The organism is Microbacterium sp. NPDC012755 (assembly GCF_042901325.1).
GTDB lineage: Bacteria > Actinomycetota > Actinomycetes > Actinomycetales > Microbacteriaceae > Microbacterium > Microbacterium natoriense.
Map to the genome: position 1 here is coordinate 1,957,010 of NZ_JBIBCT010000001.1, position 23,483 is coordinate 1,980,492.

Genomic DNA, 23,483 nt, shown 5'->3' on the forward strand with positions numbered 1-23,483 from the left:
CCTCGACATCACCACCGCACGCAAGGAGCCACCATGGAACGCAGACCGAACAAGCTGATCCCCGCCGACCTCCCGACCGTGCCGGGCCTCGACGCGCTCGACGCCGCGACGATCACGGTCGGGGTCGTGCCAGACGACGTCGAGGCGCTCGGCATCGGAGTGCACTCCGACGGCGACGTGCCGGCGGAGCTCGGCTTCGACAGATCGGCGCTCGAGGAGGCCGGCTTCACCGGCGCGGCGGGGTCGTCTCTCCTGCTCCCTCAGGCGGACGCGGCCGACATCGTCGCCGTGGGTCTCGGAGCACGGGACGAGACGACGGCGAATGCGTTGCGGGATGCCGCCGCGACGTTCGTGCGCGCGGCATCCCGCCGTTCGCGACTGGGTCTCCGCATCGACGACCTCGGCGACGTCGACGCGGACACCGCTGTTCGGATGCTGGCGGAGGGATCCCTGCTCGCCCGTTACCGGTACACCGTGCTGCGCGGCTCCTCGCCGCACGTCCCGCTCGCCTCGCTCGTGATCGATGTGCCAGGGGGCGCGGATGCCGCCATCGCTGAAGCACGCACGGGTGCGCGGGCGGCCGTGGTCGCGCGCGACCTCGCCAACACCCCGCCGGGGCACCTCACCGCCGTGAACCTCGGAGAGATCGCGACGGAGCTCGGAGAGCGATTCGGGTTCGAGGTGGAGCTGTTCGACAAGCAGGCGCTCATCGACCTCGGCTGCGGCGGCCTGCTCGGCGTCAACCAGGGTTCCGTGGAGGAGCCGCGGATGGTGAAGCTGAGCTACACCCCGTCGGGTGGAGCGACCGGCCACCTCGGACTGGTCGGCAAGGGCATCATGTATGACTCCGGAGGCATCAGCCTCAAGCCCAGCGACCCGATGCACCTGCTCATGAAGATGGACATGGGAGGAGCCGCGGCGGTGCTCGGGGCCTTCACCGGCCTCCGCGACGCGGGCGTGACCGCTCAGGTCACCGGGTGGCTGATGTGCACCGACAACATGCCCTCCGGCACCTCGTACAAGCTCGGCGACGTGCTGACCGCCCGAGGGGGGACGACCGTGGAGGTCAAGAACACCGACGCGGAAGGACGACTGGTGATGATGGACGCCCTCGTGCTCGCGAACGAGGACGGCGTGGACGCCATCATCGACATCGCGACGCTCACCGGCGCCGCGCTGGTGTCGCTCGGCCCCGCGACCGCGCCGGTGCTCGGCAACGACCAGAAGACGATCGACCTCGTCCGCACGGCATCCGCCGCGGTAGACGAATCCGTGTGGCAGCTGCCGCTGGAGCGCAAGTACCGGCCCCAGCTCGACTCGGAGATCGCGGACATCGCCAACCTCGGCGGGCCGTTCGCCGGGGCGACGACCGCGGCGCTCTTCCTCGCGCACTTCGTGGGGGAGACCCCGTGGGCGCACCTCGACATCGCCGGCACGATGCAGACCGAGAAGGACGACTCCTGGCGGACGGCGGGGGCGACGGGCTTCGGCGCGCGCATCCTGCTGGAGTCCGCGCGCGCGTTCCGGGCGGGGGAGTGACCATCATGACGACGTCGAACTACGTCGGACCGCTGAGCTTCGCGGTCTTCGCTGTGCCGGCTGACGCGGAGCTTGTCTCCGTCATCGACGAGCTGCAGAGCCTGCAGCTCTCGCACGCCGTCGAGGTGCTCGATCTCGAGCTGGTGGAGCTCTCCGACGACGGAACGGTGCGCCGGCTGACCTTCGCAGACGAGACCGCGGCCGCCGCGGAGACCGATCTGCTCGATGACGACGACCTCTCCGAGATCGGACGCGAACTGCGAGCGGGCGAGCGGGCGCTCGTCGTCGTCTACGAGGACCGCAGCCTTGCGACGGTCGCCGACCGCATCACGGCGATCGGCGGACGCGAGGCATGGGCGGGCGGCATCGACGCCGCCGATCTGGACGAGGGAGTCGCATCATGAGCCTGCTCCGCACGGCCGCACGCGCGGCGGTCGCCACCCGGGTGGTCGGCAACGTCCAGCGTCGGCAGCACCAGCAGTGGGCGGCCCAGGACGCCGCCGTGGCCGCGCAGCAGGCGCAGGCGGCGGATGACGCCGCTGCTCGCCTCGCGGCCGCCGCCGTTCCTGCACCCGCCGTTCCTGCACCGGCCGCTGCGCCGGACATGACCCAGGTGATCGCACAGCTCCAGCAGCTCGGCCAGCTGCGGGACGCCGGTGTGCTCACCGACGCGGAGTTCGAGGCGCAGAAGCAGCGGCTCCTCGGCGCCTGAGCCCGCCCCACGATCCCGGATGCCGCACCTGCGGCATCCGTCACGAACGCCGCAGACGCGGCAAGGAGTACAACAGCATGCATTTCTGGTCCTCGATCGTCGACATCCTCTGGTGGTCTCTCACGGTCTTCGTCTTCGTCGCCTATCTGATGGCGTTGTTCTCGATCATCAGCGATCTGTTCCGCGACCGCGCGCTCAACGGCTTCGCGAAGGCGGTCTGGCTGCTCTTCCTGGTGTTCCTGCCCTTCCTCACTGCGCTGGTGTACCTCATCGCGCGCGGCAAGGGCATGGGCGAGCGCGCTGCGCAGCAGTCCGCCGCCGCGCAGTCCGCTGCCGAGGACTACGTCCGCTCGGTTGCCGGGACGGCGGCGACGCCCACCGACGAGATCGAGCGGGCCAAGCGCCTGTTCGACGCCGGTGCGATCAGCGAGGCCGAGTTCGCCTCGCTGAAGCAGTCCGCGCTGCGTCGCGCCTCGGCGTGATGCGGTGCAGCGGCTGATCGGGCGGACGATGCACGATCACGACGAGGCTCCGGTCGGCGGCGCCCCCTTCTCCGGAAGGGGGATGCCGTCGGCCGGCGCCTCGTGGGCCGGCCGGCTGGCCACCTCCGCCGAGGGCATCTACGGACTGATCATCGTCGCCGGCATGATCGTCGTCAGCCGCAACCTCACCGCGAGCTCCGGAGACGCCCTGATCTCGGTCGTGACGACGCTGCTGGTGTTCTTCGCGGCGCACGTGTACTCCTCGGCGGTCTCCTGGATGGCCAGGGGGTCCGAGCGGCGATCGCTCGGCGAGGCGCTCGCGCACGGGGTCGGGGAGTCGTCCGGCATGATCGTCGTCGGTGCGGTTCCCGTCGTCATCCTGCTGCTCGGTGTGATCGGCGTGCTCCGCGATGCCGACGCCGTGTGGCTCGCCCTCGGCGCCGATGTGATGCTGCTCGGGCTGCTGGGCTGGTTCATCGCCGCTTCCCGCAGCGACAGCCTGTGGGTGCGCCTCGGGAGCATGCTCGTCACCGCCGCGTTCGGCGGGGTGCTCATCGCGCTGAAGGCGCTCGTCCATCATTGATGCCATGAAGGATTCGGACTCGCCCCGCCGTCGCTGGTGGCACGTCGACCCGGGCGGAGCGCTCGGCGGCCTGCTGCTGGCGGTGCTGTCGGCGACCCCGTCGCTGCTCCCTCGTGCGGCGCTGTTCCAGGGGCTCATCACGGCGGTCGCCTTCGCTGTGGGCTATGGCGTCGGCACGGCGGCGTGGCTCGGCCTCCGACGCCTCGTGCCGATGCGCAGCCGACCGATCCTCTGGGTCGCGTACGGGGTGCTCTGGCTCGTCGCGGTCGGAGCGCTGTCCGTGCTGGCCGTCGCCTGGCAGAACGAGGTGCGCAGAGCAGTGGAGATGCCTCCGCTGGACGCCGTGGACCTCGCCGGGTTCCTGCTCGGATTCCTCCCGGTCGTCGTCATCCTGATCGCGGTCGGAAAGCTCAGCCGACGCGTCTTCCGCGCGCTCCAGCGCACGTCGGGAACATCGGTGGCGCTGCTGGGCACCCTCACCGCGCTGGTCGCGGGCGTCGCCGCGACGGTGCTCGTCGTCATGTTCGGTGTCGACGCGGTGTACAAGGGACTCAACGGAGCCCCGGATGCCGAGGCCGTCGAACCGGCGAGCGAGTTCCGCTCCGCCGGGGCCGGGTCGGAAATCCGCTGGGAGGACCTGGGGCGGCACGGCAGCGCCTTCATCGGCGGCGGCCCAACGGCGTCGGAGATCACGGCGCTCACCGGAGCGGAGGCGAAGGACCCCATCCGCGTCTACGCGGGGCTGGAGTCCGCGGAGACCCCGGAGGCGAGGGCGCAGCTCGTCGTCGACGAGCTGGAGCGGACGGGCGCGTTCGACCGCTCGGTGCTCGTCGTCGCGACGACCACCGGGTCGGGCTGGCTGGAGGCGCAGACCGTCGACGCGATCGAGTACCTGCACGCCGGTGACACCGCGATCGCCGCGATGCAGTACGCCTACACCCCGAGCTGGGTGTCGTTCCTGTTCGATCCGGACGCTCCCGTCGAGTCGGCGCGGGCGCTGTTCGACGCGGTCGAGGAGCGGTGGTCCCGGCTCCCCGCCGATGACCGCCCCGAGCTGATCGTGTACGGTCTGAGCCTCGGCGCTCACGGCGGACAGGCGGTGTTCGACGGCCTCGGCGATCTGCGGTCTCGTGCGGACGGGGCGATGTTCGTCGGCAGCCCCAACGGATCAGCGCTGTGGCGCACCCTGCAGGGGGCGCGCGATCCGGGGAGTCCGGTGTGGCAGCCGGTGCTCGCAGACGGACGCGAGGTGCGATGGATCTCCCGCGCGGGGGACGAGAGCCTGCTGCCGGGGCCCTGGTCGGAGCCGCGCGTGCTGTACCTGCAGCACGCGACCGACCCGGTGACCTGGCTCGCTCCCGAGCTGATCTGGAGTCCGCCCGAGTGGCTGGATCCGTCGCAGCGGGCGGATGACGTCAGCCCGGAGATGCGGTGGATACCGGTCGTGACCGCCGTGCAGGTCGGCATCGACATGCTCGGCGGCGAGGCCGTGCCCGCACGGCACGGACACAACTTCGGCGATGTCGTCACGACGGGCTGGCGCGAGGTCGCCGGCGACGCGGGTCTCGACCAGGCGGCCGTGGACCGCATCCAGGAGGAGATCGAGGGCTACGCGCCCATCCAGCCCTACCTGGAGTGAGTCAGCCGCCGAGCGGGATGATCTCGGCGTGCTCCCCGTCCTCGTCGTACCAGACGAACTCGGCCTCGGTTATGGTCTCGGTCGGCGGGAGCTCGAGTGCGCGACCCGCCGCGCGCTCCAGAACCTCCCACTCCGCAGCGCCGAGGGAGCGGGCGTAGACGAGGGAGAGGTGGAAGGTCCAGTCGTCGACGCTCAGCTCATCGAGCCGTCGGTAGTCGGTCGGCTCGAGCCTGTCCGTGAGGCGGGAGTAGGCCTGGACCAGGGACGCGGACCGCGCCGCGCGGAGGATGACGACCTGCCAGGGAGACGGGAACGCGTCAACGGCATCCGCCGTCACCTCGATCGGAGGTTGTTCAGCAGCCCACCCGCGGATCAGGGCCGCGACCTCTTCTCGGCGCTCCGCCTCGAAGAACCCGCGCAGCGTCACATGTCCGGTGTGCGGATGCCGCAGGTCTCGTGCCGGCCCGTCGAGCAGCGCGCGCTGCGTGCTCTCGTACTCCCGCGCGACGGCTGCGGAAGGCCGCAGCACGAGGTACTGCTGGCCCTGCAGCGAGGCGAGCTGATCCGGGGTGTCCATGAACGGTCGTCGCATGGGTCGAGGGTACGTGAGTCCGGTCGCCCCCGTGCGTCACATGACGACGGACACGAGAATGCCTCCGCAGGTCTCTGTGCGGAGGCGTTCTCGGTCCCTCGGAGAGGCGATGGTGGATGGATGCTCAGGCGGTCGCGAGCACCGTCTTCGCAGACGTCGTCCGGCGGAGCGCGATCGCGAGGGTCGTGACGATCAGGGACAGGACGCCCCAGACGACGAGCCCCGCTGCGGCCCCGCCGTTCGCGGCGATGAGACCCGTGAACGCGGGCGCCGTGGGCAGGGAGGCCCCGATCGCCGAGAGCCACCCGGGAACGGTCGAGATGAGCCCGGTCGCGACGGCCAGCACACCGACCAGAGCGCCGATCCAGCGGCCGATCCCGCCGAAGACCGCGACGAGCGCCTGGTTCACCGCGGCGAACACGACGCCGGCGAGCACAGCCGTGCCGGCGAACGCCCACCAGGTCGCCGCGTCATAGCTCGCCACGATCTGCACGATGAGAGCCACGAGCACGCCCTGACCGGCGCCGATCAGGGCGGCCGGCGCGAAGGCGCGCAGAGCGAGACCGGCCGAGGAGCGGCGGGACGTGAGGGTGCGCGCCGTGTGCGCCCGCATCACGATGAACGAGGCGAGTCCGCCGAACCACAGCACGACGGCGGCGAGCAGCGGGATCGCGGTCGGGCCGAAGATCGTGTCCATCTTCGAGTTCGAGGTGACCGGGTCGGCCATCACCGTCGCCAGCGACTTCGACTCGCCGTCGGTGAACGACGGCAGGGAGTCGGAGGCCTTGCGCAGTCCACCGGCGAGATCACCGGTGCCCGTCGCCAGGGTGTCGAGCCCGGTGGCGAGCTCGGTCGCTCCGCTGGACAGCTGCGTGGCGCCGTCCGACAGCTGCGTCGCCCCGTCGGCGAGCTGGCGGGCGCCGCTCGCGGACTTGTCGATGCCGTCGGTGGCGAGCTGGTTGAGACCGGCAGCGAGCGAGGACGCACCGGTGCCCGCGTCGCGCATGCTCGTGGCGAGCGTGGTGAACGTTCCGGGGAGTGCGGCCACTCCGTCGGCGACCAGTGGATTGCTCAGGGTGCCGGCGGCGAGGAGGGCGGAGCTCTTCGCGTTGGTCGCAGAGCCGGACGCGGTGCCGGCACTCGATGCGGCGGCGGCGAGGTCGTTGCAGAAGGCGGCACCGGACACCGCGGGCACGCATTGTGCGGCGAGGCTGTCGAGTGTCGACTTGAGGTCGCTCGTCTGCGTTGCGGCCGTGCCGGCAGAAGCCGCGGCCGCGCCGGCTGACGTGGCAGCGTTCTTGATAGCGCCGACGAGCGCGGGCATCCCTGAGGACTGTTCTTCGAGGGTCTTCGCGCCTGTGAGCAAGCCGGAGCCGATCTGCGACGCTCCGCCTGCGGCCTCTCGTGTCTTGCCGGCGATCGTGCCGAGGCCGTTCGCGAGATCGGAGGCGCCGGATCCGAGACCGGACGCGCCGGTGGCCAGCTTCGCGGCGCCGTCCGGGATCGCGGCCGCACCGGTCGCGGCATCCCGTGCTCCGGAGGCGAGTTGCAGCGCGCCGTCCGCCGCTTCGCCGATCTGGTCGCCGAGGGTGGTGAAGCCGACCAGCACGTTGCTCATGGTCGCCTCGCTGAGCATCGAGCCCATCGTCGACGTCGCGACCGAGGCGATCTGGCTGGTGATGAGATCGTCGGCGACGAGGCCGTCTGGCGGAGTGGTGACGGTGATGGTCGCCTTCTCGGCCTTGTCGGAGGCGGCGCCGCCGCCGTCGGAGATCGCCTGGCCTGCGGAGGTCGCGGCGGCGGAGAAGTCCTCGGGGATCGTGATGACGGCCTGGTAGGTGCCGTCGGCGAGCCCGTCGGCGGCGTCGTCCTTGTTGGAGATCACCCAGGTGAGGTTGGAGTCGAGGTCGTCCGACCCCTCGACGAGCCCCGCGGAGAGCTGTCGGCCCAGCGGGGTCAGTTGTCCGTCGATCGTGACCGGGTCGTCGAGGTTCACGATCGCGGCGGTCATGGAGTCCAGCCGCTCGGTCGGGTTCTGCAGCGCCGCGACGAGGATGCCCCCGACGGCTGCGGGGAGCAGCAGGATGCCGAGGATCGTCAGCCATGTGATGGGCTTGCGGGAGCGTGCGCGCTCGATGGGGAGGGTCATGCGGTCACCTCGGTGGATTCTGCGGAGTCTTCGGCGTCGAGGCCGGCGGCATCCGTCGCGTCTGCGGCGGAGTCGGGGTGGGCGGCGGGCGCGTCGGCGAGGCGAGGAGCGGGTGCGCTCACGTCGACGAGGTCCGTGGTCTCGCGCCCGGCGGACGCGAGGATGTCGAGCGCCGCGGCGGGAGCAGCGGCGGTGAGGAGCACGGCCGTGGCGGCATCCGCGTCGCGCAGTCGCGCGGCGAGCTGATCGCGTGCCGCCTGCGGGAGCAGGTCGACGCCGTCGATCACGACGAGTGCGGGGCGGCCGCGCAGGGCTTCGGAGAGATCGGATGCTGTGGCTCCGGCATCCGTCGCGATCACCGTTCCGACGTGCGCCCTGACCCATGCCGCGCGTCCGGGGAGGAGGTGGCCGGCGACCCGCAGTCGACCGTCGTCGGGGGTGACGCGTCCGGCGATCGCGAGGGCGAGCGCGCGGAGTGCACCGGGGGCGGCTCCGGTGAGGACCGCCGATCCGCCTGGTGCGACGCGAAGGTGCACTCCGTCGATGCCGGTGTCGGCGAGCACGAGGCCGTCGGCGGCGACGACCGAGTCATCCCCGGGCCAGGAGGAGAGGTGCCGCTCACGCTCCACGGCCTCGCCCTCGATGTCGACGCTGGGCAGGATCCGCTCCAGCCACGCAGGGATCTGCCAGGCGCGCTCGCCGAGGATGGCCATGAGCGCCGGGATCAGCGTCATCCGCACGAGGAACGCGTCGATCGCGATGCCCGCGGCGAGACCCAGCGCGATCGGCTTGAGCGAGGAGTCGCCCTCGGGGACGAACGCGACGAACACCGCGAACATGATGAGTCCTGCGGCGGTGACGACCTTCGCCGAGCCCGTGAAGCCGCTGCGCACGGCTCGGAGGGCCGCGGCCCGGCGCGCCGCGCGGTCGGGGTTCTTCGAGTCCTTGTCGTGCACGAAGTCCTCGCGCATGCGGGAGACGAGGAACACCTGATAGTCCATCGCGAGTCCGAACAGCACGCCCATCAGGATGATCGGCATGAAGCTGATGATCGGGCCGACCTTCGCGACGTGCAGGAGGTCGGCGAACCAGCCCCACTCGAAGACGGCGCCGACGATGCCGAACGCGGCGACGATCGAGAGCAGGTAGCCGAGGGCGGCGGTGACGGGGACCCAGATCGAGCGGAACACGATGGTCAGCAGGATCAGCGAGAGGCCGATCACGAAGATGCCGAACGGCAGCAGCGCGTTGCCGAGCTGGTCGGAGATGTCGATCCCGACGGCGGTGAAGCCCGTGACCTTGAGGTCGATGCCGAACTCCTTCAGCCACTCGTCGTGGTGGGAGCGGAGCTCGCGCACGAGATCGGCTGTCGCGGGGGCGTCGGGCGCCGTCTCGGGGATGATCTGCACGATGCCGGTGTCGGCGGTCTCGTTGGGGGTCGAGAGGGCGACCTCCTTCACGCCGTCGACCTTCGCGACGGCGTCTCCGAGATCCTCCATGAGGCCCAGCGGATCGGTCGACGTGACGATCGTGCCGGTGAGGATCAGCGGACCGTTGAAGCCGGCGCCGAACTCCTCGCCCACGAGGTCGTAGGTCTGCCGCGCCTCGGAGTCCTTCGGCAGCACGCCCGCGTTCGGGAGCGCGAGGTTCAGGCTGAGCGCGGGCACCGCGACGATGCCGAGGCCGATCACGACCGCGAGCGACACGAGGATCGGGCGCTTCGTGACGCCGGAGACCCAGCGCTGGCTGAACGAGCGACGGCCTTCGGGGGCGGGGGAGCCCTTGCGTGCCTTGCGCTCGCGGCGCGGCCAGCCGGTGACCCGGCCCTTGACGAAGCCGAGGACGGCCGGGGTGAGGGTCACGGCGATCGCCACGGCGACGGCGACCGCGACGGATGCCGCGATGCCCATGGTCGTGAGGAAGGGGATGCCGGCGAATCCGAGGCCGATCAGCGCGATCAGCACGGTGACGCCGGCGAACACGACGGCCGATCCTGCGGTGCCCACCGCGCGCGACGCGGACTCCTCGGGGTCGACGCCCTCTCGGACCTGATCCTGGTGTCTCGCCATGATGAACAGGGCGTAGTCGATGCCGACGGCGAGCCCGAGCATGAGCGCCAGGAGCGGCGTGGTCGAGGAGACGGTCGCGAAGGCCGTGGCGGCGAAGATGCCGGCCATGGAGATGCCGACGCCGAGGATCGCGGTGAGCAGCGGGAGTCCTGCGACGACGAAGGAGCGGAACGTCACGATGAGGACGAGCAGGGCGATCAGCAGGCCGACGGCCTCGGTGAGGGTGACGCCCGGGATGGACATCGCGAAGAGGTCTCCGCCGAGGGAGGTCTGAGAGCCGTCGGGGAGCGCTGTGGAGAGCTCGTCGACGGTGCGGGTGAGAGCATCCTTCGTCTCGGCGGAGACGTCGGTCGCCTGCCCCTCGAACTGCAGGCGCACGATCGCGGCGGTCTTGTCGTCGTTGATCATGCCCTTGACCATCTCGTCATAGGGCGAGGTGACGGCGAGGACGCCCTTCATCGTCGACAGCTCGTCGACGGCGTGCTCCACGTCCGTCCGGTAGGCGTCATCCGTGATGTGGTCGCCGTCGGCCGCGACGACGATGAACTGCGCGTTGGTGCCGCTCACCTGGGGGAACGAGCGGGACAGCTGCTCGAGGCCGGCCTGTGATTCGGTCCCGGGGATCGAGAAGGTGTTGTCGGTGCCCTGCCCGAGAGCCAGCGCACCGGCGCCGGCGATGCCGAGCACGATGAGCCAGGAGACGAGCACGCGCCAGGGGTGCCGGAACGACCAGCGCCCGAGCGAGGACAGGAGAGTGGACACGACGTTCCTCCGAGGATCCCAGTTGGATACACAGGTGTATCCAATACATAGATGTATCGTAAAGGTGTCGGCCCGCGAAAGTCTGTGTGCCGGGTGTGAGAATGAGGGGGCAGGAGGATTCGATGACGACATCCACGACACGCAGTCGCGAGAACACGCGAGCCAGGCTGCTCGACGCCGCAGCCCAGGTGTTCGCCGAGGTGGGTCTCGACGGCGCATCGGTCGAGGCGGTGTGCGAGCGCGCAGGCTTCACCCGCGGAGCCTTCTACTCCAACTTCGAGTCCAAGGACGAGCTCTTCCTCACGCTCGCCGCCAGCGTCGGCGAGGTGCGCATGAAGGCGGTCCGCGCCCGCGTGGAGGAGATGACGGCCGATGGCGCGCTCGCCGAGGGGTGCGATCCCGTCGACCTCGTGCAAGACGTCATGGACTCGGGTGGCGACGACCGTCTCGGCGTGATGCTCCTGAGCGAGATCCGCATCAGAGCCCTTCGGGACGAGGCCTTCGGCGCCGCCTATCTCGCCCAGGAGCGTGAGATGGTCGCCAGCATCGCGCAGATCATCACCGACATCGTCGCCGCCGGTCTCCTGCGGCTGCGCGTGCCCGCCGAGGCCGCCGCGCGCATGCTCATGATCGTGTGGGAGGGAATGACCGTCCGCGGCGCGATGGACGGGCAGGATGCCGCGCAGCTGCGCCGCTCCGGCGGCGTCGAGCTCGGGCGCCTGGTGCAGCTGCTCATCGAGGAGTGAGGTCGCGGCGCGCGTCCGGACTCAGGATGCGGCGCGCGCTGCCCGCTTCTCCTGCTGGAACACGCGGATCGCCTCGTAGCGCTCGGCGGAGCGGGCCTGGCGCTTCGCCGCCTCCTCCGCACGGTTCTTCGGCGGCGCCGGGGTGACGAGCTCGTCGAGCAGACGACGCGTCGACTCCGCGATCTCGGCGACGGCGCGGTCGAACACCTCCTGATTCGCTCGCGAGGGCTTCGTCGTGCCCGCGATCTTGCGCACGAACTGGAGCGCGGCGTCGTGGCACTCCTCGTCGGTGGCGGCCGGTTCGAGGTTGTTCAGAGGGACGATGTTGCGGCACATGCAGCCAGGCTAGGACGCATCTCCGACGCCGCCAAGCACCTCGTGGCAGCGGCCGAGGCGGGCCAGCCACCAGTCGCGGCGCTCGTCGGAGGCCGCGAGCCGCGTGAGCGCCGCGGCATCCGGGGTCGCCCTGCCCACCGGGATCGAGCCGTCGACCGGACGGAGGTCGGCGACGTCGTCGAGGAACAGCGACGCCGTGCCGAGACCGCAGTCGAAGTCGAGCCGCGGCAGCGCGGCGGCGAGGGCGGCGCCCTGGGAGAGCCCGATCGCGGTGTCGAGGGCGCTCGACACGACGACGGGGAGTCCGGCGGCGGTCACGATCTGGAGCGCGTGCGTGACGCCGCCGAGCGGCTGCGCCTTCACGACGAGGAGGTCGGCCGCCTTCGCGCGGGCGACGGCGAGCGGGTCGGTCGACTTGCGGACGCTCTCGTCGGCGGCGACCGGGATGCCCATGTACTTCACCCGTCGGCGCAGCTCGGCGAGCTCGTCGACCGTCGCGCACGGCTGCTCGACGTACTCCAGGTCGAACTCGTTGAGAGCGTGCACGGCGTGCTCGGCCTCGTCGACGTTCCACAGGCCGTTCGCATCGACGCGGATGCGGCCCTCCGGACCCATGACCTCGCGCACGGCGCGCACGCGGGCCACGTCGTCGGCGAGCGTCTGACCGGGCTCGGCGACCTTGACCTTGGCGGTGCGGCATCCGGGGAACCGGGCGAGCACCTCGGCCACCTTCGACGCGTCGACCGCGGGGACGGTCGCGTTGACCGGGATGCGGTCGCGCAGCGGCTCCGGCTGGGCGTTCCAGGCGAAGTCGATCGCCGCGGCGAGCCAGGTCGAGGCCTCGGCATCCGCGTACTCCACGAAGGGGGAGAACTCCGCCCAGCCCTCGGGGCCCTCGAAGAGCAGGGCCTCTCTCGTGTCGACGCCGCGGAAGCGCGTGTGCATCGGGAGGGAGACGACCCGTGCCGAGTCGATCAGGTCTGCGAGCGGCGGGAGCGTCATAGGGTCCATCTTGCTCCGTCGCGGGCCGAAACACGGCGGGAACTCGCCCCTAGGCTGGGAGCATGTCGCACCCCCGTCACGCCCTCGACATCGAGGCCTTCGACCGCCCGGCCCGCTCGCAGGCGCTGCTGGATGCCGTGCACTCGCGCGTGGTCATCGCCGACGGCGCGATGGGCACCATGCTGCAGCAGCACGATCTGTCGATCGAGGCCGACTTCGAGGGGCTCGAGGGGTGCAACGAGATCCTCAACGTCACCCGCCCCGACGTGATCGGCGGCATCCACGACGCGTACTTCGCGACGGGCATCGACGCGGTCGAGACCAACACGTTCGGGGCGAACTGGTCGAACCTGTCGGACTACGGCATCGACGACCGCATCCACGAGCTCGCCGAGCGCGGCGCGCGCATCGCCCGCGAGCGCGCGGAGGCTGCCGAGGCCGTGGACGGCCGCGTGCGCTGGGTGCTGGGGTCGATGGGACCCGGCACCAAGCTGCCGACCCTCGGCCACACCACGTACGACCATCTCAAGCAGACCTTCGCGCTGCAGGCCGAGGGCCTGATCGACGGAGGCGCCGACGCGTTCCTCATCGAGACCAGCCAGGACCTGCTGCAGACGAAGGCCGCGGTGAACGGATGCCGACAGGCGATCGTGGCGCGCGGCATCCGTCTGCCGATCTTCGTCGAGGTGACCGTCGAGACCACCGGCACCATGCTGATGGGGTCGGAGATCGGCGCCGCGCTGACGGCGCTGGAACCGCTCGGGGTCGACGCGATCGGCCTGAACTGCGCCACCGGTCCCGCCGAGATGAGCGAGCACCTTCGTCACCTGTCGAAGCACTCCACGGTGCCGATCGCGTGCATGCCCAACGCGGGGCTGCCCGTGCTCGGCGCGAACGGCGCGCACTACCCGCTGACCCCCGCGGAGCTGGCGACCGCGCACGAGCAGTTCGTGCGCGAGTTCGGTCTGGGGCTGGTGGGCGGATGCTGCGGCACCACCCCCGAGCACCTCGCCGCCGTGGTCGAGCGGCTGGAGCCGTACCGTCCCCCCGGGTCGTTGAGCGATTCTCGGTCGTTGAGCGAGGAGCGTAGCGACGAGACGAAACGCGGCGAGGATGCGGACGGCGTGGGGCGTTTCGTCTCGGTCGCTGGCGCTCCCTCGCTCAACGACCGGGCGGCGCTCGGCGGGGCGGCGCTCGACCGGAGGGGGCGCGAGCGCGTGGTGGAGGTCGAGTCGGGCGTCGCGTCGCTCTACCAGCACGTGTCGTTCGATCAGGACGCCTCGTACCTCGCGATCGGCGAGCGGACGAACGCGAACGGCTCGAAGGCGTTCCGCGAGGCGATGCTGGAGGAGCGCTGGGACGACTGCGTCGAGATCGCCCGCAACCAGATCCGCGTCGGCGCGCACCTGCTCGACGTGTGCGTGGACTACGTGGGGCGTGACGGCGTCGCCGACATCCGCGAGGTCGTCTCGCGCTTCGCCTCGCAGTCGACGCTGCCGCTCGTGATCGACTCGACCGAGCCGCCCGTGATCCAGGCGGGACTGGAGCTCATCGGAGGGCGCCCTGTCGTCAACTCCGTGAACTACGAAGACGGCGACGGCGCCGACAGCCGGTTCGGCCGCATCATGCCGCTCGTGAAGGAGCACGGCACCGCGGTCGTCGCGCTCACGATCGACGAACAGGGACAGGCACGCACGACCGAGGGCAAGGTCGCGATCGCCTCGCGCCTGATCGACTCGCTGGTCGGGGAGTGGGGCATGCGCGTGGAGGACATCATCGTCGATGCGCTGACGTTCCCGATCGCCACCGGCCAGGAGGAGACCCGGCGCGACGGCATCGAGACGATCGAGGCCATCCGGCAGATCACGCAGAAGTACCCTGGCATCCACACCACCCTCGGTGTCTCGAACGTGTCGTTCGGGCTCAACCCCGCCGCGCGGATGGTGCTGAACTCGGTGTTCCTGCACGAGGCGTCGGAGGCCGGGCTGTCGAGCGGCATCATCGACGCCGCCAAGATCGTGCCGCTGGCCTCCCTGCCCGAGGAGCAGCGCAAGGTCGCGCTCGACCTGGTGTGGGACCGCCGAGAGTACGACGCCGACGGGAACGTCACCTACGACCCGCTGTCGACCATGCTCGACCTGTTCGCCGGAGTCGACACCGCGGCCCTGCGCGATCAGCGCGCCGCCGAGCTCGCGGCACTCCCCGTCGGCGAGCGGCTGGAGCGGCGCATCATCGACGGCGAGGGCAAGGGGCTCGAAGCCGACCTCGACCTCGCACGCGCCGAGGGCAAGACCGCGCTCGGCATCATCAACGACCACCTGCTCGAGGGCATGAAGATCGTGGGTGAGCGGTTCGGCGCGGGTGAGATGCAGCTGCCGTTCGTGCTGCAGTCGGCCGAGGTCATGAAGACCGCGGTCGCGCTGCTCGAACCGCACATGGAGAAGTCGGATGCCTCGGGCAAGGGCACCATGGTGATCGCGACCGTGCGCGGAGATGTGCACGACATCGGCAAGAACCTCGTCGACATCATCCTCACGAACAACGGCTACAGGGTGATCAACCTCGGCATCAAGCAGCCGATCGCTGACATCATCGCGGCGGCCGAGGAGCACGACGCCGACGTGATCGGCATGTCGGGCCTGCTCGTGAAGTCGACGGTCGTGATGAAGGAGAACCTGCTGGAGCTGCAGTCCCGCGGGCTCGCGAAGAAGTGGCCGGTCATCCTCGGCGGCGCCGCCCTCACTCGCGCGTACGTCGAGGACGATCTGGCGGGCATGTTCGACGGCGAGGTGCGCTACGCCAAGGACGCGTTCGAAGGGCTCGCGCTCATGGAGCCGCTCGTGCGGGTCGCGCGCGGCGAGGACCCCTCCGAAGTCGGACTGCCGGCGCTCAAGAAGCGCATCCATGCGCGCGGCGCCCAGCTCACGCTGACGGAGCCCGAGGCGATGCCCGGCCGCTCCGACGTGGCATCCGACAACGAGGTCCCTGCGCCGCCGTTCTGGGGCACCCGCATCGTGCGCGGCATCGCGCTCGCCGACTACGCTGCCTTTCTCGACGAGCGCGCCACCTTCATGGGGCAGTGGGGTCTCAAGCCCGGCCGCGGCGAAGACGGGGCGTCCTACGAGCAGCTCGTCGAGTCCGAGGGGCGCCCGCGCCTGCGGTACTGGCTCGACCGGATCCTCGGCGAGGGGATGCTCGACGCCTCCGTCGCCTACGGCTACTTCCCTGTGGTGTCGGAGGGGGATGACGTCGTGGTGCTGCACCACGGCGACGACCCGACCGGCACCCTGGGCGTGCCCGGACTGCTCGCACCCGACGGAGGTTCCGGCGGACCCGTCGGGACGGATCGGCTGCGGTTCACGTTCCCGCGGCAGCGTCGCGATCGACACCTGGACCTCGCCGACTTCGTGCGCTCGCGCGAGTCGGGGCAGGTCGATGTGCTCCCCGTGCAGCTCGTCACCGCCGGCGCCGCGATCGACAAGGTCACCGCGAAGCTGTTCGCCGAGGACCGGTACCGCGACTACTACGAGCTCAACGGCCTCGTGATGCAGCTCACGGAGGCGCTCGCCGAGTTCTGGCACGCGCGCATCCGCTCCGAACTCGGCTTCTCGGCCGAAGACCCCACCGACACGGCCGGTCTGTTCAAGCTCGAGTACCGTGGCGCCCGCTTCTCGCTGGGCTACCCCGCGTGCCCCGACATGGAGGACCGCCGCAAGGTCGTCGAGCTGCTGCGCCCCGAGCGCATGGGCGTCGAGCTCAGCGACGAGCTGCAGCTGCATCCGGAGCAGTCGACTGATGCGTTCGTGTTCCACCACCCCGAGGCGAAGTACTTCTCGGTCTGAGCAGGCTGTATCACTGATGCCCGTCTGAGTCTCGACGCCCGCTGGCAGACGTCAGCGAAGCGGGGCGTCGACGGCCAGGTGGGGCGTCGACCGGGTACGGCGGGCCGCCACGGGCTTCGCGCGGCGGAGGGCGGCGAGCACGGGGCGGCCGATCAGCGCGACGCCCACGATCGTCGTGATCGCGCGCAGGGTGTCCCAGCCCGCGCTCGAGGTGACGAGCGAGTACAGCAGGAAGCTGCCGAGGTTCTGCCCGATCGGCGCACCCGGCGCGTAGGAGATGGCCGTGCCCGATCCGATCGCGAAGGGCCAGAACCACAGGTTCAGCAGCAGGCCGAACAGGTAGGAGGCGAGGGCTCCGTACACGCACAGCATCACGATCTCGCCCCAGCCCCGGACTCTGCGGGGGAGGAGCCCTGCTCCCGCTCCCACCCAGGCGCACGCGAACATCTGGAAGGGCGTCCACGGGCCGAACCCGCCGAACACGGTCGACGACAGCAAGATGGTGGACACCCCGAGCAGCATGCCGAACCGGGGGCCGAACGCGCGACCGGCGAGCACGAGCAGGATGAACACGGCCTCGACGCCGCCCACACCGGTGCTCGCGATGCGCAGGGCCGTGCCGATCGCCGCGAGCACGCCGAGGTACGCGAGCACGTGCGCTGATCGCACGGTCTGGTCGAGGGCCGCGACGGCGACGACCACGGCGATCGGCGCCAGCGCGAGAGCGACCCACGGGACCGCCGCGTCGGCCTGCGCGGGCACCGCCGCGGCGACGAAAGGCCAGGTGAAGGATGCCAGGGCCACGAGGTTCGCGGCGAGAAGCGTGAGCGGTGTCCAGCGCGCGGCGGGACGAGGAGTGGCAGACCCCGCCACGCGCCCACCGGTCACGCGGGGTGAGCGAGCCGGAGCGGGGGAGCCGTCCACGGCATCCGCCGCTCGCGAATCCGTGCGCAGCGCCGCGTCGATCCGCGATGCACGGCTCGTGCCCTCCCGCTCGACGAGGCAGGGCCGAGACGGCGCTGCGACGGATGCCGGGACGATGCCCTCCCGCATCGGGAGCACCCGCGCACCGAGTGCCGCCGCGAAATCGGCGTCGTGCGTCGCCATGAGCACGGCGGCACCGGCATCCGCCGCCTGCTCCAACGCGGAGCGCACCTGCTCGCGGGCACGGGAGTCGAGTCCGCGCGTGGGCTCGTCGATCATCAGCGCCTCGGGGGAGCGCGCGAGCTGCAGGGCGATCGCCAGGCACCTGCGCTCGCCGAGGGAGAGATCGCGGGGATGCCGCGGCATCCGCTCTGCGAGACCTGCGGCGTCGAGGCTGAGGAATGCCGCGAATCGGTCAGCCGTGGACGTGGGGGAGTGGATGCCGCGCCGCGGCGCCGAGTGGTCGGCCCGCGCGCACTCGGCGGCGACGGTGTCGCGTGTGAACAGATCGTCGGAGGCGTCGGGGACGAGCACGGGGGCGCCGACGACCTCCAGGCCGCGCGGCGGCAGGGCGAGGGCCGTGAGCAGCGACGATTTGCCCGCGCCGTTCGGTCCGATCAGCGCGGCGATCTCGCCGTTCCCGAGAGCGAGGGAGGCGTCGTGCACCGCGAGGACGTCGCCGTGGGCGATGCGGACGTGCGACGCCGCGAGGACAGGCGACGGAGACGCCGCCGGAGGGAGAGGGTGCGGTGCGGTGCGGTGCGGTGCAGGTTCCGGAAGGATGACGTTCGGCGTCGTGGTGCGCTCGGTCGACCCCGTCGACACCGTGCCCTGCTCGATCGACCGCCACTCGTCGGCGACGCCGTCGAACGCGGCTGCCCTGTGCTCGGCGACGAGCACGCAGGTTCCGCCCTCGTGCGCCACGGCGTCCAGAGCGTCTACGACGCGCACGCGCGCCTCTGCGTCCAGATCGGCGAGCGGCTCATCCACGAGCAGCAGGATCGGCCGCTCGACCACCGCGGCGGCGATCGCGACCATCGTCGCCTCCCCCGCGGAGAGCGTGTGCACGGAGCGGTCCCTCAGGCCGGCGATGTCCAGGCGCTCCAGCACCTCATCGACGCGGGCCCTCACGATCACGGCGGCGACGCCGCGCAGCTGCAGCGACAGGCCGATCTCGTCGCGGACGAGCTCGCTGCAGAACGCCTCACGGGGGTTCTGCAGCACCACGCCGACCAGCCGCGAGGAGTCGCGCGGCGGCATCCGCCGTCGGTCGCGGCCTGCGACCTCGACGACGCCCGTCGACCAGCCCCCGTCGACGTGGTCCACGAGGCCGGCGAGCCCGCGCAGCAGCGTCGACTTGCCCGAGCCGGTCGTTCCGGTGACGACGGTGAGCGCTCCGGTGCCGAGGGTGAGCTCGGGCACGGTCAGCACCGCGTCGTCGCCGAACCCGAACGCCGCGTCCCGCAGGCGGACCGGGCTCGTGCACTCCCCGTCGACGGGATCGCCGCCGAAGCCGCGCAGCTCCAGCCCGTTCGCGACGGCGGCGGCGCGCTCCAGAGTGCGTTCGAGCACCGGCACCAGCATCCGCGGTCCCGGCTTCTCGCCGCGCAGCCGCTGGGCGGTGTGCACCGTCCGCACGGCCTGACCGAGCCCGGGGAGCGTGGACCAGGCGACGGCGAGAGCGCGGGCGATGCCGCGCAGCGGACCGCGCCTCGCGAGCAGCCCGAACGCCCTGGACACGTCGAAGATCGCGTTCAGCAGCCCGAACAGCAGGATGACGGCGGCGATCGGCAGTGCGGACAGCGCGGCATCCGCGAGTCCGTCGACCGTCACGGGGCCGAGGAGCGTCACCCAGCTGAACGGCGCGGGGAGGCGGATCGCGGGCAGAGGGAGCAGTACGGGGCCGCTGCCGGCGGCTCCGTTGAAGAGCACGCGGTAGAGGATGCGGGCGACGACGAACACCGCCGCCAGCCCCGCCGCCGCGCGCAGCGGGCCGGGTCTCAGTCTGAGCCGGCCCGCATCGCTCACGACGCGGGTGCGGCGGGAGCGCCGTTCAGCGTGAAGAGCAGCTCGACGCTGTCGCCGGGGTTGAGCTCGAGGGCGGAGAGACCGGTCTGCGCGTAGTCCCACGCGCCGCCGGCGGGCTTGACCCACAGGCCCCAGTAGGCGGCGGCCGGAGGCATGTCGGCGCAGGTCTCGTGGTAGGCGGCGCCGTCGTCGCCGGTCAGCTCGGTGTCTTCGGCGGGCACGCCGTTCACACGGCAGATCACGTCGTCGGGGTACGTCGTGGTGCCCACGGTGGTGAACCCGGCTTCGGACACGGCATCCGTCCCCAGGATCGTCCCGTCCGTGTCGACGCAGACCGAGGAGGAGGGATCGTCGGAGACGTCGAGGTCGCCCGTGTCGACGACCACGGTCACCCCGGCGCACGACTCAGCAGACGCGGTCGACGAGGACGACGGAGACGACGTGGGTTCGGAGGAGGGCGCCGGCGGCGTGCAGGCGGTCAACGCGAGTGTCAGGGCGGATGCCGCGACGAGGGACAGGGCGAGGTGGCGGGTCTTCGGGGTCACCGTTACACCCTACGGAATCGGGGACATCTCGCCCGTCCGTCGTGTCACATTCGGCCGCGCGCCCCGTCGCGCGGAGCTCTCAGCTCAGGCGCTTCTGCAGCTCGCCCATCCGCTCCCGAGGGCGGAAGCCGAGCAGGGTGTTCACGGCGAGCATGTGCGCATTGGACTCCGCGTTGTACGTGTACACGCAGGGGGTCCCCGGTGACTCGTGCTGCAGCATCCTGAGGTTCGCGACCTTGACGGCCGTTCCCAGCCGGTGCCCTCGATCCTCACGGCGCACGAGCGTGCCCCACTGGTAGGCGTTGCCGTCGTCGCCCGAGACCACGATCTGCGTGTAGGCGGCGACAGCGCCGTCCGAGGCCAGCGCGACGGTGCCGAAGGAGATGCGGTGCTGCAGCACGAGCAGGTCCTCGGTCTCGCGGATGCCGGCGATGTCCGGCGTCGCGGGCTCGATGTCGAGCTCGCCGCTGGGGGCCTCGGTCTCGATCGACGCGTCCAGCGACGCCCAGCCCTCGACCACGTCGTCGGGCACAGGGCCGATCCAGCTCCGCAGCGTGTAGCCCTCGTCGGGGACTCCGGCCTGCAGTCGGTCGAGCAGCGCGGGGTCGACGGGCAGGTCCAGCCGGTTCTGCACGTCGCCGAGGGCGAGGGAGTAGCCGTGACGGCGCGCGAACTCGCGCCCCGGTGAGCCGACGCCGTCGGGTCCGAGCTCGTACAGCCAGCTCGTCGTGGACTGCGCTGTGGTGCGTCCGGCAGCCACGGCCTCGCCTTCGAGGAAGGCAAGTGCGTGCGAGCCGTAGCCTCGACGGCGATGACGGGGCGGCACGCCGAGGCCGAGGTGCGCCACGTGCGTGTTGTCCTTGAGGGGCAGCGCGAGGCTCGCGGCGCCGATGCACTCGCCGTCCGAGCGCAGCAGGTAGGTCCGCCGCTCCACGGCCGACGAGTCCTGCTGCAGCTCTCGCCTGGTCTCCTCGCGGGTCCATACCGGGGTGCCCTTCGCGCGGTCGGCGCGCTCGGCCGCGGCGTACGCGTCCCACCACTCGTCGACCGTCGCATCGTCGAAAGGGTCGACCCGGCTGATCTCGAGACTCATCCCTCCACGCTACCCGGCGCCCTCTCCGGCCTCGGCAGGTGGGGAGCAGGGAAGGAATCTCATCAATGTGCGCTTGACTATAGTGTGTGACGCACAGTAATGTGATGAACATGAATGAGACGCTCGACACGCACCTGCAGGAACTGCGGCGCGGCACCGTCGTCCTGGCCTGCCTGCAGCTGCTGCGCACGCCCGGCTACGGCTACGGACTGCTCGAAGAGCTGGAGGCGCGCGGCTTCGCGACCGACGCGAACACGCTGTACCCGCTGCTCCGCAGGCTGGAGAAGCAGGAGTACCTCACCAGCGAGTGGAACACCGAAGAGGCCAGGCCCCGCAAGTTCTACCGCACCTCGGATGCCGGCATCCGGCTCGCCGACACCCTCACCGACGAATGGCGATCGCTCACCACAGCGATCTCCGCCCTCACCGCAGAGGAGAACTGACATGACCACGACAGCCACTCTCACCGAGCGCTACATCGCCGCCACGGTCAAGGGCCTGCGACCCGAGACGCAGGACGACGTGCGGGCGGAGCTCGAAGCCTCCATCGCGGACGCGATCGAGGCGCGTCTCGAGCAGGGCGAGGCGCCGGATGACGCAGAGCGCGCCGTCCTCACGGAGCTCGGCGACCCCGGCATCCTCGCCGCCGGGTACGCGGATCGTCCGCTGCACCTGATCGGTCCGCGCTTCTACCTCACGTGGTGGCGGCTGCTGAAGCTGCTGCTGGCGATCGTCCCGGTGTGCGTGCTCGGCGCCGTCGCCCTCGGGCAGACGATCTCGGGCGCGGCTGTGGGCGAGGTCATCTCGACCTCGCTCGTCGCGGCCGGTGGCGCGATCATGCACATCTGCTTCTGGACGACCCTCGTGTTCGTCATCCTCGAGCGCACCGGGAGCACGACGACGATCGACGAGTGGGATCTCGACAAGCTGCCCGAGATCACCGACGACGGGGTGGGGCGCAGCGAGCTGATCGCCTCGCTCGTCTTCCTCGGCATCGCGGCCGGCGCGCTGCTCTGGGACCGCTTCCGTGGCTTCGTCCCCGGTGAGGCGCTGCCGATCCTCGACCCGGCCCTGTGGCCGTGGGGCATCAGCGTCCTGTTCGCGCTCATCGTGGCCGAGGCCGTGTTCGCCGTCGTCGTGTTCCGCCGCGGCTGGAGCACCGGGCTGGCCGTCGTCAACACCGTCCTGGCGCTGGCCTTCCTCGCCTGGACGCTCGTCCTGCTGCTGGGCGGGCAGCTCGTCAACCCGGACTTCCTCTCGTACATCGTCGCCGCGGGCGGGGAGGGGTTCGCGGCCGGCGATGCCGGGGCCGCAGGCGAAGGCGGCGTCTTCCGCATCCTCGCCGTCCTCGTCGGGTTCGGCGTCGCGATCGGCGTCGGATGGGACATCGTCGACGGATGGCTCAAGACCGTCCGCCGCAGCCGCCGCTGACGGCATCCACGCAGAAGGCGCTGTTCCCCGGGGAGCAGCGCCTTCCGCATGTCCACGCGGCCACGGGAATAGGCTGGATGCCGTGACCACACCCTTCGTCTCCGACCTGTTCGATCCCGAGGAGTGGGTGCTCGCGCCCGGTGCCGAGGACTACACCGACATCACGGCGCACGTCACGCACGACGGCGGGGTCGCGCGCATCGCGTTCAACCGGCCGGAGGTGCGCAACGCGTTCCGTCCGCACACGGTCGACGAGCTGTACCGCGCCCTCGACATCGCCCGGCAGGATCCGCGCATCGGAGCCGTGCTGCTCACGGGCAACGGCCCCAGCCCGAAGGACGGCGGCTGGGCGTTCTGCTCCGGCGGCGACCAGCGCATCCGCGGACGCGACGGCTACAAGTACTCCGATTCAGAGACCACCGTGCACGACTCCGCACGAGGCGGGCGTCTGCACATCCTCGAGGTGCAGCGGCTCATCCGCTTCATGCCCAAGGTCGTCATCGCGGTCATCCCCGGGTGGGCCGCGGGGGGCGGGCACTCGCTGCACGTCGTGTGCGACCTCTCGGTGGCATCGGCGGAGGAAGCGCGCTTCAAGCAGACGGATGCCGACGTCGGCAGCTTCGACGCGGGATACGGCTCGGCGTACATGGCGCGGCAGACGGGCCAGAAGATCGCGCGTGAGGTGTTCTTCCTCGCCGAGGAGTACTCGGCGCAGCGCGCGTACGAGATGGGCGCGGTCAACCGCGTCGTGCCGCACGCGGAGCTGGAGCGCGAAGCACTGGCGATGGCCAGGACGGTGCTCACGAAGTCGCCGACCGCGATCCGCATGCTGAAGTTCGCCTTCAACGCCGTCGACGACGGACTCGTCGGCCAGCAGGTGTTCGCGGGGGAGGCGACCCGTCTCGCCTACGGCACGGACGAGGCCGTGGAGGGCCGCGACTCCTTCCTCGAGAAGCGCGCTCCCGACTGGTCGTCCTTCCCCTACCACTACTGATCCCGCCCATGGTCT

19 protein-coding genes are annotated in these 23,483 nt (G+C 71.0%); 11 read left to right on the forward strand and 8 right to left on the reverse strand.

Going from position 1 to position 23,483, the window contains the following annotated elements:
* Positions 1-33 precede the first annotated feature (33 nt).
* The 6 genes from ACFY5A_RS09055 (at position 34) to ACFY5A_RS09080 (ending at position 4,955) form a co-directional block, all read left to right on the forward strand.
* A complete protein-coding gene (locus ACFY5A_RS09055; protein ID WP_387233321.1) occupies positions 34-1,539 on the forward strand; it encodes a leucyl aminopeptidase family protein in 1,506 nt (501 codons plus the stop codon).
* A 5-nt stretch (positions 1,540-1,544) separates the two neighbouring features.
* Positions 1,545-1,943: a hypothetical protein gene (locus ACFY5A_RS09060; protein WP_387233324.1), complete on the forward strand. Its 399-nt coding sequence runs from the start codon at positions 1,545-1,547 to the stop codon at positions 1,941-1,943.
* A complete protein-coding gene (locus ACFY5A_RS09065; protein WP_387233327.1) occupies positions 1,940-2,251 on the forward strand; it encodes an SHOCT domain-containing protein in 312 nt (103 codons plus the stop codon). Before ACFY5A_RS09060 ends, ACFY5A_RS09065 begins: the two co-directional genes overlap by 4 nt.
* Before the next feature lie 77 nt (positions 2,252-2,328).
* Complete coding sequence (locus ACFY5A_RS09070; protein ID WP_341940113.1) at positions 2,329-2,733, forward strand: SHOCT domain-containing protein; 405 nt, start codon at positions 2,329-2,331, stop codon at positions 2,731-2,733.
* A 28-nt stretch (positions 2,734-2,761) separates the two neighbouring features.
* Complete coding sequence (locus tag ACFY5A_RS09075; protein ID WP_387233331.1) at positions 2,762-3,316, forward strand: hypothetical protein; 555 nt, start codon at positions 2,762-2,764, stop codon at positions 3,314-3,316.
* Between the two features lie 4 nt (positions 3,317-3,320).
* The gene (locus ACFY5A_RS09080; protein ID WP_387233334.1) at positions 3,321-4,955 is read left to right on the forward strand and encodes an alpha/beta hydrolase; all 1,635 of its coding nucleotides are present in this window, start codon (positions 3,321-3,323) and stop codon (positions 4,953-4,955) included.
* 1 nt (position 4,956) lies between these two features.
* Here ACFY5A_RS09080 and ACFY5A_RS09085 read toward each other — a convergent pair whose 3' ends face one another.
* The 3 genes from ACFY5A_RS09085 to ACFY5A_RS09095 form a co-directional block, all read right to left on the reverse strand.
* Positions 4,957-5,547 (reverse strand): 2'-5' RNA ligase family protein, encoded by a 591-nt coding sequence (locus tag ACFY5A_RS09085; RefSeq protein ID WP_341940110.1) that lies wholly within the window; start codon positions 5,545-5,547, stop codon positions 4,957-4,959.
* Positions 5,548-5,671: 124 nt separating this feature from the next.
* The gene (locus ACFY5A_RS09090) at positions 5,672-7,696 is read right to left on the reverse strand and encodes a YhgE/Pip domain-containing protein (protein WP_387233337.1); all 2,025 of its coding nucleotides are present in this window, start codon (positions 7,694-7,696) and stop codon (positions 5,672-5,674) included.
* Positions 7,693-10,527, reverse strand: coding sequence for an MMPL family transporter (locus ACFY5A_RS09095; RefSeq protein WP_387233341.1), 2,835 nt, complete (start codon positions 10,525-10,527; stop codon positions 7,693-7,695). Before ACFY5A_RS09095 ends, ACFY5A_RS09090 begins: the two co-directional genes overlap by 4 nt.
* 122 nt (positions 10,528-10,649) lie before the next feature.
* Here ACFY5A_RS09095 and ACFY5A_RS09100 point away from each other — a divergent pair, with 122 nt between their 5' ends.
* Complete coding sequence (locus ACFY5A_RS09100; protein WP_341940107.1) at positions 10,650-11,273, forward strand: helix-turn-helix domain-containing protein; 624 nt, start codon at positions 10,650-10,652, stop codon at positions 11,271-11,273.
* A 21-nt stretch (positions 11,274-11,294) separates the two neighbouring features.
* Here the strand turns inward: ACFY5A_RS09100 and ACFY5A_RS09105 are convergent, their stop codons facing one another.
* Together ACFY5A_RS09105 and ACFY5A_RS09110 are read right to left on the reverse strand one after the other, a co-directional pair.
* A complete protein-coding gene (locus ACFY5A_RS09105) occupies positions 11,295-11,609 on the reverse strand; it encodes a DUF2277 domain-containing protein (RefSeq protein WP_105676022.1) in 315 nt (104 codons plus the stop codon).
* Between the two features lie 9 nt (positions 11,610-11,618).
* Entirely contained in the window at positions 11,619-12,611 is a 993-nt protein-coding gene (locus ACFY5A_RS09110; protein WP_341940106.1) for an o-succinylbenzoate synthase, read from the reverse strand.
* Positions 12,612-12,673: 62 nt separating this feature from the next.
* Between ACFY5A_RS09110 and ACFY5A_RS09115 the strand changes: the two genes are divergently transcribed.
* Entirely contained in the window at positions 12,674-16,453 is a 3,780-nt protein-coding gene (locus ACFY5A_RS09115; protein WP_387233346.1) for a homocysteine S-methyltransferase family protein, read from the forward strand.
* 51 nt (positions 16,454-16,504) lie between these two features.
* On the opposite strand, the gene ACFY5A_RS09120 is transcribed toward ACFY5A_RS09115, so the two are convergent.
* The 3 genes from ACFY5A_RS09120 to ACFY5A_RS09130 form a co-directional block, all read right to left on the reverse strand.
* Positions 16,505-19,405 carry an ATP-binding cassette domain-containing protein gene (locus ACFY5A_RS09120; RefSeq protein WP_387233349.1) on the reverse strand — a complete coding sequence of 967 codons (2,901 nt, stop codon included), beginning with the start codon at positions 19,403-19,405 and terminating at the stop codon, positions 16,505-16,507.
* Positions 19,402-19,950, reverse strand: coding sequence for a hypothetical protein (locus tag ACFY5A_RS09125; protein WP_387233352.1), 549 nt, complete (start codon positions 19,948-19,950; stop codon positions 19,402-19,404). The genes ACFY5A_RS09120 and ACFY5A_RS09125 overlap by 4 nt, the downstream gene beginning before the upstream one ends.
* A 79-nt stretch (positions 19,951-20,029) precedes the next feature.
* Complete coding sequence (locus ACFY5A_RS09130; protein ID WP_387233354.1) at positions 20,030-21,043, reverse strand: GNAT family N-acetyltransferase; 1,014 nt, start codon at positions 21,041-21,043, stop codon at positions 20,030-20,032.
* Positions 21,044-21,153: 110 nt separating this feature from the next.
* Between ACFY5A_RS09130 and ACFY5A_RS09135 the strand changes: the two genes are divergently transcribed.
* The 3 genes from ACFY5A_RS09135 (at position 21,154) to ACFY5A_RS09145 (ending at position 23,468) form a co-directional block, all read left to right on the forward strand.
* Complete coding sequence (locus tag ACFY5A_RS09135; RefSeq protein ID WP_105676085.1) at positions 21,154-21,486, forward strand: PadR family transcriptional regulator; 333 nt, start codon at positions 21,154-21,156, stop codon at positions 21,484-21,486.
* A gap of 1 nt (position 21,487) precedes the next feature.
* A complete protein-coding gene (locus ACFY5A_RS09140; protein WP_387233357.1) occupies positions 21,488-22,474 on the forward strand; it encodes a permease prefix domain 1-containing protein in 987 nt (328 codons plus the stop codon).
* An 82-nt stretch (positions 22,475-22,556) separates the two neighbouring features.
* Complete coding sequence (locus tag ACFY5A_RS09145) at positions 22,557-23,468, forward strand: 1,4-dihydroxy-2-naphthoyl-CoA synthase (RefSeq protein ID WP_105676036.1); 912 nt, start codon at positions 22,557-22,559, stop codon at positions 23,466-23,468.
* The last annotated feature ends 15 nt before the right edge of the window (positions 23,469-23,483 follow it).

Bases quoted from the DNA above. Each gene is read 5' to 3' on its own strand.
- ACFY5A_RS09055 (WP_387233321.1), top strand. From the start codon at position 34: ATGGAACGCAGACCGAACAAGCTGATCCCCGCCGACCTCCCGACCGTG.
- ACFY5A_RS09060 (WP_387233324.1), top strand. From the start codon at position 1,545: ATGACGACGTCGAACTACGTCGGACCGCTGAGCTTCGCGGTCTTCGCT.
- ACFY5A_RS09065 (WP_387233327.1), top strand. From the start codon at position 1,940: ATGAGCCTGCTCCGCACGGCCGCACGCGCGGCGGTCGCCACCCGGGTG.
- ACFY5A_RS09070 (WP_341940113.1), top strand. From the start codon at position 2,329: ATGCATTTCTGGTCCTCGATCGTCGACATCCTCTGGTGGTCTCTCACG.
- ACFY5A_RS09075 (WP_387233331.1), top strand. From the start codon at position 2,762: ATGCACGATCACGACGAGGCTCCGGTCGGCGGCGCCCCCTTCTCCGGA.
- ACFY5A_RS09080 (WP_387233334.1), top strand. From the start codon at position 3,321: ATGAAGGATTCGGACTCGCCCCGCCGTCGCTGGTGGCACGTCGACCCG.
- ACFY5A_RS09085 (WP_341940110.1), bottom strand. From the start codon at position 5,547: ATGCGACGACCGTTCATGGACACCCCGGATCAGCTCGCCTCGCTGCAG.
- ACFY5A_RS09090 (WP_387233337.1), bottom strand. From the start codon at position 7,696: ATGACCCTCCCCATCGAGCGCGCACGCTCCCGCAAGCCCATCACATGG.
- ACFY5A_RS09100 (WP_341940107.1), top strand. From the start codon at position 10,650: ATGACGACATCCACGACACGCAGTCGCGAGAACACGCGAGCCAGGCTG.
- ACFY5A_RS09105 (WP_105676022.1), bottom strand. From the start codon at position 11,609: ATGTGCCGCAACATCGTCCCTCTGAACAACCTCGAACCGGCCGCCACC.
- ACFY5A_RS09110 (WP_341940106.1), bottom strand. From the start codon at position 12,611: ATGACGCTCCCGCCGCTCGCAGACCTGATCGACTCGGCACGGGTCGTC.
- ACFY5A_RS09115 (WP_387233346.1), top strand. From the start codon at position 12,674: ATGTCGCACCCCCGTCACGCCCTCGACATCGAGGCCTTCGACCGCCCG.
- ACFY5A_RS09130 (WP_387233354.1), bottom strand. From the start codon at position 21,043: ATGAGTCTCGAGATCAGCCGGGTCGACCCTTTCGACGATGCGACGGTC.
- ACFY5A_RS09135 (WP_105676085.1), top strand. From the start codon at position 21,154: ATGAATGAGACGCTCGACACGCACCTGCAGGAACTGCGGCGCGGCACC.
- ACFY5A_RS09140 (WP_387233357.1), top strand. From the start codon at position 21,488: ATGACCACGACAGCCACTCTCACCGAGCGCTACATCGCCGCCACGGTC.